Annotated in this window: 8 protein-coding genes, 2 tRNA genes and 3 rRNA genes; 4 read left to right on the top strand and 9 right to left on the bottom strand. The window is 62.1% G+C overall.

Translation table 11 applies throughout. The features are described from left to right. Positions 1–62: 62 nt before the first annotated feature. The 6 genes from rrf to B9P64_RS19615 all read right to left on the bottom strand — a co-directional run bounded on the left by rrf (position 63) and on the right by B9P64_RS19615 (position 6,814). Positions 63–174 (bottom strand): 5S ribosomal RNA (gene rrf / locus B9P64_RS19640). 148 nt (positions 175–322) lie between these two features. Beyond that, positions 323–3,199: ribosomal RNA gene (locus B9P64_RS19635) — 23S ribosomal RNA — on the bottom strand. Between the two features lie 205 nt (positions 3,200–3,404). Next, positions 3,405–3,480 (bottom strand) — tRNA-Ala (locus B9P64_RS19630). A gap of 13 nt (positions 3,481–3,493) precedes the next feature. Next, positions 3,494–3,570 (bottom strand) — tRNA-Ile (locus B9P64_RS19625). 110 nt (positions 3,571–3,680) lie between these two features. Beyond that, positions 3,681–5,211: ribosomal RNA gene (locus B9P64_RS19620) — 16S ribosomal RNA — on the bottom strand. The 16S, 23S and 5S rRNA genes sit together here with 2 tRNA genes alongside, the layout of an rRNA operon. A 460-nt stretch (positions 5,212–5,671) precedes the next feature. After that, entirely contained in the window at positions 5,672–6,814 is a 1,143-nt protein-coding gene (locus B9P64_RS19615) for a branched-chain amino acid ABC transporter substrate-binding protein (RefSeq protein WP_085317867.1), read from the bottom strand. Positions 6,815–7,008: 194 nt separating this feature from the next. On the opposite strand from B9P64_RS19615, the gene nadA reads away from it, so the two are divergent. Both nadA and nadC read left to right on the top strand, forming a co-directional pair. Further along, entirely contained in the window at positions 7,009–8,169 is a 1,161-nt protein-coding gene (nadA, locus tag B9P64_RS19610) for a quinolinate synthase NadA (RefSeq protein WP_139826418.1), read from the top strand. A 33-nt stretch (positions 8,170–8,202) separates the two neighbouring features. Then, positions 8,203–9,090, top strand: a complete 888-nt coding sequence (nadC, locus tag B9P64_RS19605; RefSeq protein ID WP_085317865.1) for a carboxylating nicotinate-nucleotide diphosphorylase — start codon at positions 8,203–8,205, stop codon at positions 9,088–9,090. A 75-nt stretch (positions 9,091–9,165) separates the two neighbouring features. Here nadC and B9P64_RS19600 read toward each other — a convergent pair whose 3' ends face one another. The 3 genes from B9P64_RS19600 to pdxY all read right to left on the bottom strand — a co-directional run bounded on the left by B9P64_RS19600 (position 9,166) and on the right by pdxY (position 12,555). Beyond that, positions 9,166–9,942, bottom strand: a complete 777-nt coding sequence (locus B9P64_RS19600) for an oxygen-binding di-iron domain-containing protein (protein ID WP_085317864.1) — start codon at positions 9,940–9,942, stop codon at positions 9,166–9,168. Between the two features lie 124 nt (positions 9,943–10,066). Beyond that, a complete protein-coding gene (gene nadB / locus B9P64_RS19595) occupies positions 10,067–11,665 on the bottom strand; it encodes an L-aspartate oxidase (RefSeq protein WP_235840058.1) in 1,599 nt (532 codons plus the stop codon). Next, positions 11,662–12,555 (bottom strand): pyridoxal kinase PdxY, encoded by an 894-nt coding sequence (gene pdxY / locus B9P64_RS19590; RefSeq protein ID WP_085317863.1) that lies wholly within the window; start codon positions 12,553–12,555, stop codon positions 11,662–11,664. Before pdxY ends, nadB begins: the two co-directional genes overlap by 4 nt. Before the next feature lie 229 nt (positions 12,556–12,784). On the opposite strand from pdxY, the gene B9P64_RS19585 reads away from it, so the two are divergent. Both B9P64_RS19585 and B9P64_RS19580 read left to right on the top strand, forming a co-directional pair. After that, a complete protein-coding gene (locus tag B9P64_RS19585) occupies positions 12,785–13,525 on the top strand; it encodes a metallophosphoesterase family protein (RefSeq protein ID WP_085317862.1) in 741 nt (246 codons plus the stop codon). Positions 13,526–13,527: 2 nt separating this feature from the next. Continuing rightward, the gene (locus tag B9P64_RS19580; protein WP_085317861.1) at positions 13,528–14,937 is read left to right on the top strand and encodes a serine/threonine protein kinase; all 1,410 of its coding nucleotides are present in this window, start codon (positions 13,528–13,530) and stop codon (positions 14,935–14,937) included. The last annotated feature ends 8 nt before the right edge of the window (positions 14,938–14,945 follow it).

Here is a 14,945-nt window from a genome sequence, read left to right as displayed (position 1 = left end):
GGAGAAGAGATGGCAAAGCAAAAGGGGCGACTCAGAGTTGAGTCGCCCCTTTCAGAGGAGGAGCCTGACGATGACCTACTTTCACACGGGAACCGCACTATCATCGGCGCGGAGGCGTTTCACTGTCCTGTTCGGGATGGGAAGGAGTGGGACCACCTCGCTATGGTCGTCAGGCATAACTTGTCGATTTCTTGTTAAGTACGGTCAAGAGACGAGCACTCGATCAAGAAATCCAATTTAGAAGAAGCAATTGCTACAGAGTTGGGGAGTGATCGCATTGTTAGCGACATTCTGATCGACCATTGGCATACACCAAGGTTATAGGGTCAAGCCTCACGAGCAATTAGTACTGGTTAGCTTAATGCATTACTGCACTTCCACACCCAGCCTATCAACGTCCTGGTCTCGAACGGCTCTTCAGGGAGATCAAGTCTCCAGGGAAGTCTCATCTTCAGGCAAGTTTCCCGCTTAGATGCTTTCAGCGGTTATCTCTTCCGAACTTAGCTACCCGGCGATGCCACTGGCGTGACAACCGGTACACCAGAGGTTCGTCCACTCCGGTCCTCTCGTACTAGGAGCAGCCCCCGTCAAACTTCCAACGCCCACGGCAGATAGGGACCAAACTGTCTCACGACGTTTTAAACCCAGCTCACGTACCACTTTAAATGGCGAACAGCCATACCCTTGGGACCGGCTACAGCCCCAGGATGTGATGAGCCGACATCGAGGTGCCAAACACCGCCGTCGATATGAACTCTTGGGCGGTATCAGCCTGTTATCCCCAGAGTACCTTTTATCCGTTGAGCGATGGCCCTTCCATTCAGAACCACCGGATCACTAGGTCCTGCTTTCGCACCTGCTCGACTTGTCGGTCTCGCAGTTAAGCACGCTTATGCCCTTGCACTATTAGCACGATGTCCGACCGTGCCTAGCGTACCTTCGAACTCCTCCGTTACCCTTTAGGAGGAGACCGCCCCAGTCAAACTGCCTACCATGCACTGTCCCCGACCCGGATAACGGGCCAAGGTTAGAACCTCAAACAAACCAGGGTGGTATTTCAAGGATGGCTCCACGAGAGCTAGCGCCCCCGCTTCAAAGCCTCCCACCTATCCTACACAGATCGGTTCAAAGTCCAATGCAAAGCTACAGTAAAGGTTCATGGGGTCTTTCCGTCTAGCCGCGGGGAGATTGCATCATCACAAACATTTCAACTTCGCTGAGTCTCGGGAGGAGACAGTGTGGCCATCGTTACGCCATTCGTGCAGGTCGGAACTTACCCGACAAGGAATTTCGCTACCTTAGGACCGTTATAGTTACGGCCGCCGTTTACCGGGGCTTCGATCAAGAGCTTGCACCCCATCACTTAACCTTCCGGCACCGGGCAGGCGTCACACCCTATACGTCCACTTTCGTGTTTGCAGAGTGCTGTGTTTTTATTAAACAGTCGCAGCCACCTATTCACTGCGGCCCTGTTTGGCTCCGTTTGTACAACTTCACCTACTGAGGGCGTACCTTATCCCGAAGTTACGGTACAAATTTGCCGAGTTCCTTCTCCCGAGTTCTCTCAAGCGCCTGAGAATACTCATCACACCCACCTGTGTCGGTTTGCGGTACGGTCCCGTCAAGCTGAAGCTTAGTGGCTTTTCTTGGAAGCTTGGTATTACTCACTTCGTGAACAATGTTCACTCGTTATCACGCCTCATCTAAGCCGCCCGGATTTGCCTAAGCAGCACGACTACACGCTTGAACCAACTATTCCAACAGTTGGCTGAGCTAACCTTCTCCGTCCCCACATCGCACTTGACGGCGGTTCCGGAATATTAACCGGATTCCCATCAGCTACGGCTCTCGCCCTCGCCTTAGGGGCCGACTCACCCTACGCCGATGAACGTTGCGTAGGAAACCTTGGGTTTACGGCGAGCGGGCTTTTCACCCGCTTTATCGCTACTCATGTCAGCATTCGCACTTCCGATACCTCCAGCATCCTTTACAAGACACCTTCACAGGCCTACGGAACGCTCTCCTACCATCACATTTCTGTGATCCGCAGCTTCGGTGACTGGCTTAGCCCCGTTACATCTTCCGCGCAGGACGACTCGATCAGTGAGCTATTACGCTTTCTTTAAAGGGTGGCTGCTTCTAAGCCAACCTCCTGACTGTTTTAGCCTTCCCACTTCGTTTCCCACTTAGCCAATCTTTGGGACCTTAGCTGGCGGTCTGGGTTGTTTCCCTCTTGACGTCGGACGTTAGCACCCGGCGTCTGTCTCCCGCGCTCATACTTCCAGGTATTCGGAGTTTGCTATGGCGAAGTAACTCGCAATGAGCCCTCCAACCATTACAGTGCTCTACCCCCTGGAGCAATACGCGAGGCACTACCTAAATAGTTTTCGGAGAGAACCAGCTATTTCCGGATTTGTTTAGCCTTTCACCCCTATCCACAGCTCATCCCCTAGTTTTTCAACACTAGTGGGTTCGGGCCTCCAGTGAGTGTTACCTCACCTTCACCCTGGCCATGGATAGATCATCCGGTTTCGGGTCTACACCCAGCGACTGAACGCCCTATTAAGACTCGGTTTCCCTGCGCCTTCCCTATACGGTTAAGCTTGCCACTGAATGTAAGTCGCTGACCCATTATACAAAAGGTACGCCGTCACCCCTTGCGAGGCTCCGACTGTTTGTATGCATGCGGTTTCAGGATCTATTTCACTCCCCTCCCGGGGTTCTTTTCGCCTTTCCCTCACGGTACTGGTTCACTATCGGTCGATTACGAGTATTTAGCCTTGGAGGATGGTCCCCCCATCTTCAGACAGGATTTCACGTGTCCCGCCCTACTTGTCGCAAACTTAGTTCCACAATGGTGTTTTCGCATACGGGGCTATCACCCACTATCGCCGGACTTTCCAGACCGTTTTGCTAACACCACTGTTAAATCTTGCAGGCTGATCCGATTTCGCTCGCCACTACTTTCGGAATCTCGGTTGATTTCTTTTCCTCTGGCTACTTAGATGTTTCAGTTCACCAGGTTCGCCTCACATGCCTATGTATTCAGCATGAGATACCCTTGCGGGTGGGTTTCCCCATTCGGACATCTCCGGATCAAAGCTTATTTGCCAGCTCCCCGAAGCTTTTCGCAGGCTATCGCGTCCTTCATCGCCTGTAATCGCCAAGGCATCCACCACATGCACTTATTCACTTGACCCTATAACCTTGGAGAATCTTTACGATTCCAATGCTATAGGTTGAGCAAAATGCTGCTGCCAGTATTTCTGGCTGATGCAATCACAACCCATGAATCAGCAATTTCTTGCTGATTTCTGTATTTGCTTCTTCTAAATTGTTAAAGAACAAAAGCCTAATGGCATTGCGATAGTGACTTTCGCTATCGCAATGCGTCTGAAGAGTTTTGGTGGAGGTGAACGGGATCGAACCGATGACCCCCTGCTTGCAAAGCAGGTGCTCTCCCAGCTGAGCTACACCCCCAGTTGGATAATGTTGGTGGGTCTGGTTGGATTCGAACCAACGACCCCCGCCTTATCAAGACGGTGCTCTAACCGACTGAGCTACAGACCCTCCTTATCAAACACAGGAGTCCTGCGCACCTAGTCTTTCCAGGTGCACCCTTCAGACAGACTTTTCTAACAGCCGATAAGAGTGGGCGTTTATTGAGTGAGATACTCTAGAAAGGAGGTGATCCAGCCGCACCTTCCGATACGGCTACCTTGTTACGACTTCACCCCAGTCATGAATCCTACCGTGGTAATCGCCCTCCTTACGGTTAGGCTAACTACTTCTGGTAAAACCCACTCCCATGGTGTGACGGGCGGTGTGTACAAGACCCGGGAACGTATTCACCGCGACATGCTGATCCGCGATTACTAGCGATTCCGACTTCATGCAGTCGAGTTGCAGACTACAATCCGGACTACGATCGGTTTTATGAGATTAGCTCCCCCTCGCGGGTTGGCAACCCTCTGTACCGACCATTGTATGACGTGTGAAGCCCTACGCATAAGGGCCATGAGGACTTGACGTCATCCCCACCTTCCTCCGGTTTGTCACCGGCAGTCTCATTAGAGTGCCCTTTCGTAGCAACTAATGACAAGGGTTGCGCTCGTTGCGGGACTTAACCCAACATCTCACGACACGAGCTGACGACAGCCATGCAGCACCTGTGTCCCGGCTCCCTTTCGGGCACTCCCACCTTTCAGCAGGATTCCGAGCATGTCAAGCGTAGGTAAGGTTTTTCGCGTTGCATCGAATTAATCCACATCATCCACCGCTTGTGCGGGTCCCCGTCAATTCCTTTGAGTTTTAATCTTGCGACCGTACTCCCCAGGCGGTCTACTTCACGCGTTAGCTGCGTTACCAATCAGTAACCTGACCGACAACTAGTAGACATCGTTTAGGGCGTGGACTACCAGGGTATCTAATCCTGTTTGCTCCCCACGCTTTCGTGCATGAGCGTCAGTGTTATCCCAGGGGGCTGCCTTCGCCATCGGTGTTCCTCCACATCTCTACGCATTTCACTGCTACACGTGGAATTCCACCCCCCTCTGACACACTCAAGCCTTGTAGTTTCAAATGCAGTTCCCAGGTTAAGCCCGGGGATTTCACATCTGACTTGCAAAACCGCCTGCGCACGCTTTACGCCCAGTAATTCCGATTAACGCTTGCACCCTACGTATTACCGCGGCTGCTGGCACGTAGTTAGCCGGTGCTTATTCTGCGAGTACCGTCATTAGCGTCAGGTATTAACCAACGCCGTTTCGTTCTCGCCAAAAGTGCTTTACAACCCGAAGGCCTTCTTCACACACGCGGCATGGCTGGATCAGGGTTTCCCCCATTGTCCAAAATTCCCCACTGCTGCCTCCCGTAGGAGTCTGGGCCGTGTCTCAGTCCCAGTGTGGCTGGTCGTCCTCTCAGACCAGCTACGGATCGTCGCCTTGGTAGGCCTTTACCCCACCAACTAGCTAATCCGACATCGGCCGCTCCAATAGCGCGAGGTCTTGCGATCCCCCGCTTTCCACCTTGGTGCGTATGCGGTATTAGCTATCCTTTCGGATAGTTATCCCCCACTATTGGGCACGTTCCGATGCATTACTCACCCGTTCGCCACTCGCCACCAGGGTTGCCCCCGTGCTGCCGTTCGACTTGCATGTGTAAGGCATGCCGCCAGCGTTCAATCTGAGCCAGGATCAAACTCTTCAGTTTAATCATGCTTATTGCCCTTACTTTCGTAAGGTCGCGACTCAACGAAATTTCAGGTTTTCACCTTACTTTTTTGTGAGCCTTTATTGCTTTGAGCACACTGCGCGCCTCGCGGCATGCAGCCCCATCACAACAAACGCCCACACTTATCGGCTGTTAACTTGTTAAAGAGCGATACTGCAATCTACCTACAACTTGCTTCGCCTTGCTTGGCGCCGCGTCGTCATCAGCAGAGAGGCGAGATTATGCACTGCTTTTTTCTCACCGTCAACTGTTTTTGAACTTTTTTATTTCGCTGCCATCTCGGCAAACCTTGCGGCCCTGCTTCCTCAGCAGCGAAATCATCGTTCAGCAACAGCTGAGCCATCGACTATAACCAGAACATCGCTAGTTGGCAAGCGGCTCGTGCGCAAATGTGGTTTCACCATCCACACACAGCTTGGTCATATCCAACTCAAGCCCATTACTTAACGACGGCGATTTTTTCCCGCTTGCCGCCCTTGTAGGTAAACAAGGTCAGCGAACCGTTCTTGATGTCGCCCTTTGCATCAAACGAGATGCGGCCCGTGACCCCCTTGTAGTCCTCCTTTGCCAGGAAGGGCAGATAACGCTCAGGCTCCGTCGAGCCAGCCTTTTTCATGGCATCAGCCATCACCATGACAGCGTCATAGACGTACGGCGCATAGATCTGGACATCGGCTCCGGCGCGCTTCTTGAAGTCAGCGCGGAACGCGTCCATCCCCTTCTCTTCCTCTCCGGTAACACCGCCAGCCTCGGCGCAGATCACCTGGCCGTCAGCCATGCCGTCGCCCGCAAGATTGACCAGCCCTTCGGTGCAGATGCCGTCGCCACCCAGCAACTTGGCGTTGATGCCCAGTTGCTTCATCTGGCGCAGCAGCGGTCCTGCCTGCGCATCCATGCCGCCGTAGAAGACGACATCGGGAGTGGCTGCCTTGACGGCGGTGAGGATGGCGCTGAATTCAGTGGCCTTGTCAGTGGTGAACTGAGTGGCGACGATTGCGCCGCCAGCCGCCTTTGCTGCCTTGGCGAACTCGTCGGCCACCCCTTGGCCGTAGGCCGTTCGGTCGTCGATGACCGCAATGCGCTTGCCCTTGAGCGGGCCAACGGCGTACTGCCCAAGCCGCGCACCAAGCTGGCTGTCGTTTGCGACGACGCGAAACGTGGTGTTGAAACCCTGCTGCGTGTACTTGGGCGCGGTCGAGGACGGCGAGATCTGCGGGATACCGGCGTCGTAATAGATCTTGGAAGCGGGAATGGAAGTGCCGGAATTGAGATGGCCAACGACACCGACGACCTTCTCGTCGACCAGCTTCTGCGCCACTGCCGTGCCCTGACGCGGATCGGCGCCATCGTCCTCGGATATCAACCGGAACTTCACCTTCTTGCCGCCGATCGTGACGCCCGCCTTGTTGAGGTCATCGATCGCGAGCTTGGCGCCCCATTCGTTGTCCTTGCCGAGGTGAGCCTGGCCACCCGACATCGGCGCCACATGACCGATCTTGACTACCACTTCCTGCGCCTGGGCGCCGCCGGCAACCGCCAGCACGCAAAGCGCGGGAAGCAGCCTGTCCGCAAACTTGAGCATTCGATTCCTCCAAGGATTGGCACGGTTTGACCGCATCGATTAAACACCAAGTTCCCCAGGGAAACCGGGGCCGAAACCCAGTCTTGCGCAGGACGCGCCACATCGTTTCCCTGCTTGTCGCGTGACCGCACCGCGCAGCGCCCGGGCGGAAGGGAATGGGATACTCGCGGCTCGTGCCTCAGTCGCCCCCTGCCATGCTGCAAACCATCGAATTCGAACGCCCGGCCCCGCTGACCGATACCGACGGTCCCGCCTGCAGACCGCCGCCGCCCATCGTCGCGCAAGCCTGGGCCCGCGTGCCCGAGCCGCTGACCGCCGAACGCCGCACCGAACTGAAGGCCCGCGCGCGCGCGCTGCTCGCGCATCAGGACGCGGTGCTGGTCGCCCACTATTACGTGGACAGCGATCTGCAAGACCTGGCCGAGGAGACCGGCGGCTGCGTCGCCGACTCGCTGGAGATGGCACGCTTCGGCCGCGATCACGCGGCGCGCACGCTGATCGTGGCGGGCGTGCGCTTCATGGGCGAGACGTCGAAGATCCTGAGCCCCGACAAGCGCGTGCTCATGCCCGATCTCGACGCCACCTGCTCGCTCGATCTGGGCTGCCCGGTCGATGAATTCACCGCCTTCTGCGACGCCAACCCAGACCGCACGGTGGTGGTGTATGCCAACACCAGCGCGGCGGTGAAGGCGCGCGCCGACTGGACGGTCACATCGAGCATCGGCCTGGAAATCGTCAAGCACCTGCATGCGCAGGGAAAGAAGATTCTCTGGGCGCCCGACCGCCATCTGGGCGGCTACATCCAGGCGCAGACCGGCGCCGACATGCTGCTGTGGCAGGGCTCCTGCCTGGTGCATGACGAGTTCAAGGGCACCGAGCTCGAACTGCTGCGCGCGGCCCATCCCAATGCCAAGGTGCTGGTGCATCCCGAATCGCCGGCTGCCGTGGTCGCGCAGGCCGACGTGGTCGGCTCGACCTCGCAGATGATCGCGGCCGCAGTGAAGAGCGACGCGACCGAATTCATCGTCGCGACCGACAAGGCCATCCTGCACAAGATGCGCGCCGCCGCGCCGGGCAAGACCTTTGTCGAGGCGCCGACCGCCGGCAACAGCGCCACCTGCAAGAGCTGCGCGCACTGCCCGTGGATGGCGATGAACGGGCTCGAAGGCCTGGTGCAGCTGCTGGAAGCGGCCGAGCTGGGCGCCGTGCCCGGTCATGAGATCGAGGTCGAGCCGGCGCTCGGCCGCCAGGCCAAGGTGGCGATCGACCGCATGCTCGACTTTGCCGCCGCGCACAACCGCAAGCCCGCCCCCGCCTTCGCCACCGAGGGCTCACAGGGCTTCGGTCCGGCCTGAGTCCCGCCCGCAACACAACCCGAATCCGCGCACATGCCAACTACCAACACCACCCGCTTCGGCTGGAATGCGGCGCTGCAAGCCGCGCTCGAAAGCAATGTCGCCGCCGTGCTTGCCGAGGACGTGGGCAGCGGCGACCTGACCGGCCTGCTGGTGCCCGAGCACGACAGCATCAAGGCGCGCGTGCTGCTGCGCGAGCGCGCGGTGCTCTGCGGCCAGCCGTGGTTCGACGCGGTGATGCGCGCGGTCGATCCGCGCATCGAGGTGAACTGGCAGGCCGACGAAGGCGCAGCGCTTGCGCCCGACAGCGTGGTTTGCACGCTGGCTGGCCCGGCGCGCAGCCTGCTCACCGCCGAGCGCAGCGCGCTCAATCTGCTGCAACTGCTGTCGGGCACGGCCAGCGCCACGCGGGTGTTCGTCGATGCGATCGCCGATGTGCCGGGCAGCCGCGCCCGCATCCTCGACACGCGCAAGACGCTGCCCGGCATGCGGCTGGCGCAGAAATACGCGGTGCGCGTGGGCGGCGGCGTCAATCAGCGGCTCGGGCTTTACGACGCGGTGCTCATCAAGGAGAACCACATCGCGGCGGCCGGCGGCATCACGCCGGCGCTGGCGGCGGCGTTTGCGCTCGGCGACGAGGTGGCGGTGCAGGTCGAGGTCGAGAACCTGAGCCAGCTGCGCGAGGCGCTCGACGCCGGCGCCAGGTCGGTGCTGCTCGACAACTTCGCGACCGGCGCGATGCGCGAGGCGGTGGCGATCAACGACGGACGCGGCCAGCAGCGCGCGCTGCTCGAAGCCTCGGGCGGCGTCAGCCTCGACACCGTGCGCGCCATCGCCGCGACCGGCGTCGACCGCATCTCGATCGGCAGCCTCACCAAGGATTTGCACGCGACCGACTTCTCGCTGCGCGTGATCGGCTGAAGCCGCGCCACTAATGACAAGGGCCGACCGGCTTGCACCGGTCGGCCCTTGTCATTGGTGGCGCGTCTGCGGGACTCAGCCGCGCGGCGGAATCTGGTAGTGCTGCTCGGTCATCAGATCGACGCCGCACGGCAGCGTCTGCACCCAGTCGATGAATTCATTGACCGCCGCGCCACCGAGCGGCGCGCCGTGCTGCGGCACCATCAGCCGGATGTCGAGCTGCTTGACCATCTTGGCCCAGAAGCGCAGCACCTTGTTCGACACCATGTAGCGCCGATGGAAGGCCTCCATGCGCGGCAGATGCGGCGCCAGCGAGGTAATCGGCGACTTGGCATCGAGCCCGCTACCAAACGAAGCGCCCAGGTCGCCCGAGAACAGGATGCGGCTCACCGGGTCGTAGAACTGGAAATTGCCTTCGGCATGCAGAAAGTGCGCGGGCAGCGCGATCAACTCGGTGCCGCCGAGCGGGATGCGCGCACCGGCATCGCCGATGCCGACGATGCGGCCCTCGGTCTTGCCGCGCTTGCAGAAATGCGGCGCGAAGCGATCCCAGATCTTGGAGATGTAGACGGTGGCGCTGGCAGTGGTGGTGAGCCAGCGGTCGAGCGACGCGATGATGTCGGGGTCGGCATGCGAGGCGAGGATGGCCGTCAGCTGGCTCGGCGGGAAATGCGCCGTCATGCCGAGGTAGAGCTCGTTGTAGGCCAGGTTACCGCCCGGATCGATGATCGCGCCCGTGCCGTTGTTGATGATGAGGAACTGGTTCGACTGCACCGCCTGATCGCTCTCGTGACCGAGGTCGGTGAACATCAGGCAGGCATGGTTGGCGTCGCGATACAGCTCGACGGGCATGGGTGACTCCGGTTGCACGGGTGAGGCGGACGCACACGGTAAGTGCGGCTTCGTCCGGCCGCGATTGACAGTTGTCAACGCGCGCCGGTGCTCATCTCCAGGCTGGCCATCGGCGTGAAAAGCATCACGTTTTGCTACGTGGACCGAGCACGCTCGGCAGCGCTTCGGCGGCGGTGTCGGGCCAGTCGCGCGTGGTGTGCAGGCCACGGCTTTCATGCCGGCCCATCGCGCATTCGACGATCAGCGCCGCCACCTCGACCAGATTGCGCAGTTCGAGCAGATCGCGCGTCACGCGGAAGTTGGCGTAGTACTCGTCGATCTCCTGGCGCAGCAGCTCGATGCGCGCCTGCGCCCGCTCCAGCCGCTTGGTCGTGCGCACGATGCCGACGTAGTTCCACATGGTGCGGCGCAGCTCGTCCCAGTTCTGGGTGATGACGACTTCCTCGTCGGCATTGGTGACGCGGCTTTCGTCCCAGGCGCGCAGTTCGCGCGGCGGCCGGGCCGGGCGCGCGAGGATGTCGTCGGCGGCCGAGCGGCCGAGCACCAGGCATTCGAGCAGCGAATTCGACGCGAGCCGGTTGGCGCCGTGCAGGCCGGTGCAGGCGGTTTCGCCCACGGCATAGAGCCCGGCCACATCGGTGCGACCGGCCAGATCGGTGACCACGCCGCCGCAGGTGTAGTGCGCCGCCGGCACCACCGGGATCGGTTCCTTGGTGATGTCGATGCCGAAATCGAGGCAGGTGGCGTGGATGGTCGGGAAGTGCTCCTTCACGAACTCCGGCGGCTGGTGGCTGATGTCGAGATGCACGTAATCGAGCCCGCGCTTCTTCATCTCGAAATCGATGCTGCGTGCCACCACGTCGCGCGGTGCCAGCTCCAACCGCGCGTCGTGATCGGGCATGAAGCGCTTGCCGGCGTCCTTGCCCGCGCCCGGCGGCAGCTTGAGGATGCCGCCCTCGCCGCGCACCGCCTCGCTGATGAGAAAGCTCTTGGCATAGGGGTGGTAGAGGCAGGTCGGATGGAACTGGATGAACTCCATGTTGCTCACGCGGCAGCCGGCGCGCCAGGCCATCGCGATGCCGTCGCCGGTCGCGGTGTCGGGATTGGTCGTGTAGAGGTAGACCTTGCCCGCGCCACCACAGGCCAGCACGGTGTCCGACGCGGCGAGCGTGTGCACATGGCCGGTTTCCTCGTCCTGCACGTACAGGCCGCGACAGCGCCCTTCCTCCACGATCAGGTCGACGCCCATGTGGTGCTCGAACAGCGTGATGTTGGGCTGGCTGCGCACCATCTGCTCCAGCGTCACCTGCACCGCATGCCCGGTCGCGTCGGCCGCGTGGATGATGCGGCGATGGCTGTGGCCGCCTTCGCGCGTGAGGTGGTAGCCAAGCTCGCTGCTGGCGTCGCGCGTGAACGGCACGCCAAGCCGGATCAGCCAGGCGATCGCCGCCTTGCCGTGCTCGACGATGAAGCGCGTGGCCTGCTCGTCGCACAGGCCGGCGCCGGCGACCAGCGTGTCGCGCACATGGTCGTCGATGCTGTCGCCGGCATCGAGCACCGCCGCGATGCCGCCCTGGGCCCAGTTGCTGGCGCCATCGAGCAGCGCCTGCTTGGTGACGACCGCCACCTTGCGATGCGCCGCCAGATGCAGCGCCACCGACAGGCCGGCCAGACCGCTGCCCACCACCACCACATCAAAGCTGTATTGCGTCTGCATGTTCATGCCGGCAAGGCCTCCGGCTCGAAGTCTTCACTCGGCCACACGATTTCGTTCTGTTCCGCCACCAGCGGCAGGTCGCGACTGCCGGGCGGCGTCTTGCTCACCAGCGCATACAGCACGCGCACCGCATGCGACAGCGCCTTGGGATAGCGCGCGCCCTGCAGCAGCAGGCCCATGAATACCGCCGAGAACACGTCGCCCATGCCGTTCGGCAGCGGGTCCACGTCGAGCAGCGGCGTGTCAATCTTCCAGGCGTGCGGACCGGCCACGCAGAGCGTGCGCAGCGTGCCCTCGGCCACGTCGGGCGTGCGCAGGCTGGTGATGACGACCACGCGCGGCCCGAGCAGCCGGGCCAGCGCCACCGCATCGCCGGTGGAATCGAGCGGCCGGCCGACGATCTGCTCGAACTCGAACTGGTTGGGCGTGATGACGTCGGCCGCCGGCACGGCGTGATCGCGCTGAAATTCGGCGATGCCGGGCCGCACGAACACGCCGCGGCCCACATCGCCGATGACCGGGTCGCAGCAGTAGATGAAGTCTTCGGCGAGCGCGCCGCGTGCCGCGCGGATTTCGCGCACCGCGCCGAGGATGACTTCGCCGATGGCCGCGTCGCCCAGATAGCCCGACAGCACGGCGCGGCAGCGCACCAGCATGCCGCGCGCGCGCAGACCGTCGAGCACGTCGCGGATGTGGTCGGCGCCAAACACCTGCCCAGTGAACGCGCCGTGCCCGGTGTGGTTGGAAAACTGCACGGTGTTGACGGCGAGCGGCTCGATCCCGAGACGTTGCAGGGGAAAGACCGCCGCCGCATTGCCGACATGCCCGCAAGCCACATGCGACTGGATGGACAGCAACAACGGTGGCGACGCGAAGTCGAGAGGAGCGGTGTTCATTGAAGAGGCTCTGGCGCGGGCACGACGGCGATCGACGCGAACGCCAAATCGGCCCAGCCCGAAATTATGACGCCGTGAAGAAGCGCACGCGCCGACGGGTGATGCTGCGCCGCACACATCGGCAGCATGAATGCCGGTCCGACCGCCCGTGTGCCACGCGGTTCACCCGAGCCGGGATGCGCGGCCGCACGGGCACAATCGGGCCACAAGCAGACGGAGGAGAACGACGATGATGACGGCCATCCTGACCGACATCCATGCCAACCGGGAGGCCTTCGAGGCCTGTCTCGCGCATGCCGAGCGGCAGGGCGCGACACGTCATGCGCTGCTGGGCGACTTTGTCGGCTACGGCGCCGATCCGGGCTGGGTGGTGGATCGGGTGCGGGAGCTGGTAGATGCGGGCGCCACGGCCGTCGTCGGCAATCACGACATCGCGGCCACTCGCGGCCTGCGCACGCCGATGTCGTCGGCAGCCCAGCGCGCCATCGACTGGACGCGCAGCCAGCTCACGCCGGCGCAGGCCGACTTCCTCAGCGCCCTGCCTTTCGAGGTGGAGGACGGGCCGCTGCTCTATGTGCATGCCAACGCCTGGAACCCGGAAGGCTTCGAGTACATCGAGGGCATCGTCGAGGCCGGCCGCAGCATGCGCGCGACCAGGGCGCGCATCACCTTCTGCGGCCATGTGCATCAGCCGGCGGTCTATCACATGGGGCTCAACCAGCGCGTCGAGCATTTCGAGCCGATTCCGGGCAGCGTGCTGCCGCTGTCGGCAGCGCGGCGCTGGCTGGTGCTGCCGGGCTCCTGCGGCCAGCCGCGCGACGGCAATCCGGCCGCCTGCTATGCGCTGTTCGACGAGGTGACGGGCATGCTCACCACCCAGCGCGTGCCCTACGACCATCCGGCCGCCGCCGCCAAGGTGCGCGCCGCCGGCTTTGCCGCGCCGGGCGATCTTTCCGCCCACGGCCGCTGACCATGCTCGGTGTGCGCAAGCTGGGCCCTGGCATGGTGGTGGACGGCTATCGCATCGAGGCGCATCTGCATCGCGGCGGCATGGCGGCGCTGTGGAAGGTGACGCGCGACGATCTGGCCGCGCCGGCGGTGATGAAGACGCCGGCGCTCAGCGATCCGTCCGATCCGACCGGCATCGTCAGCTTCGAGGTCGAGCAGATGATCATGCCGCTGCTCACCGGGCCGCATGTGCCGCGCTATCTGGCGGCCGGCGGCTTCGAGGAGCAGCCCTACATCGTGATGGAGCTGCTCGAAGGCGATTCGCTGCGCGCGCGCTTCGATCAGGCGCCGCTGCCGCTCGACGAGGTAGCGCGCATCGGCAGCCAGGTGGCGACCGCGCTGCATGCGCTGCATCACCAGCGCGTGATCCATTTCGACCTCAAGCCGAGCAATGTGATGTTCCGCCCCGGCGCCGACGGCCAGCCCGCCGACGCGGTGCTGATCGACTACGGTCTCGCGCGCCACGAGCGCCTGCCCGATCTGCTGGCCGAGGAGTTCCGCGTGCCGATGGGCACCGGGCCCTACATCTCGCCGGAGCAGGTGCTGCGGCAGCGCAACGATCCGCGCAGCGATCTGTTCTCGCTCGGCGTGCTGCTCTATCACCTGGTCACGGGCCAGCGGCCGTTCGGCTTTCCCAGCAGCATTTCGGGGCTGCGCAAGCGGCTGTGGCAGGCGCCGGTGCCGCCGCGCCGGCTGCGGCCGGAGATGGCGCCGTGGATGCAGGAGGTGATCCTGCGCTGCCTGGAAGTGGATGCCGAACAGCGCTACGGCAGCGCGGCCCAGCTGGCTTTCGATCTGGCGCATCCCGAGGAAGTGCAGCTCACCGAGCGCGCCGAGCGCAGCAAGGGCACGAGCTGGCTCGACGGCCTGCGCATGCGCTGGCGCGCCGTGCTGCCCGAGCCGGCCGCGCATTCGGTGTCGTCGCAACTGGCGCGCGCGCCCATCGTGATGGCGTCCGTCGACGTGACCCAGGAGCACGAGGCGCTCGCCGACGCGGTGCGCGCGATGGTGCGGCAGGCGGTGCAGGCGCTGCCCAATGCGCGCGTGGCCTGCGTGACGGTGTTGCGCACCAACCGCATCGGCATGGACCAGACCACCGACAGCGAGGGCCGCAATCTGCATGTGCGCCGGCTCATCGAGTTGCAGCACTGGGCCCGGCCGCTGCAACTGCCGCCCGGTCGCGTCACCTTTCATGTGCTGGAGTCGCCCGATCTGGCGGCGGCGCTGTTGCAGTACGCGACCGACAACCGGGTCGACCAGATCGTGATCGGCTCGCGCGGGCCGTCGGCGGCGCTCAAGCGTTATCTGGGCAGCGTCACGACCGAGGTGGTGGCACGCGCCGAGTGCACGGTGACCGTGGTGCGCGTGGGCTGAGCGGCGCG

It is taken from the genome of Derxia lacustris, from assembly GCF_002105195.1.
GTDB lineage: Bacteria > Pseudomonadota > Gammaproteobacteria > Burkholderiales > Burkholderiaceae_E > Derxia > Derxia lacustris.
This window is presented reverse-complemented; position numbering and strand designations above follow the sequence as displayed.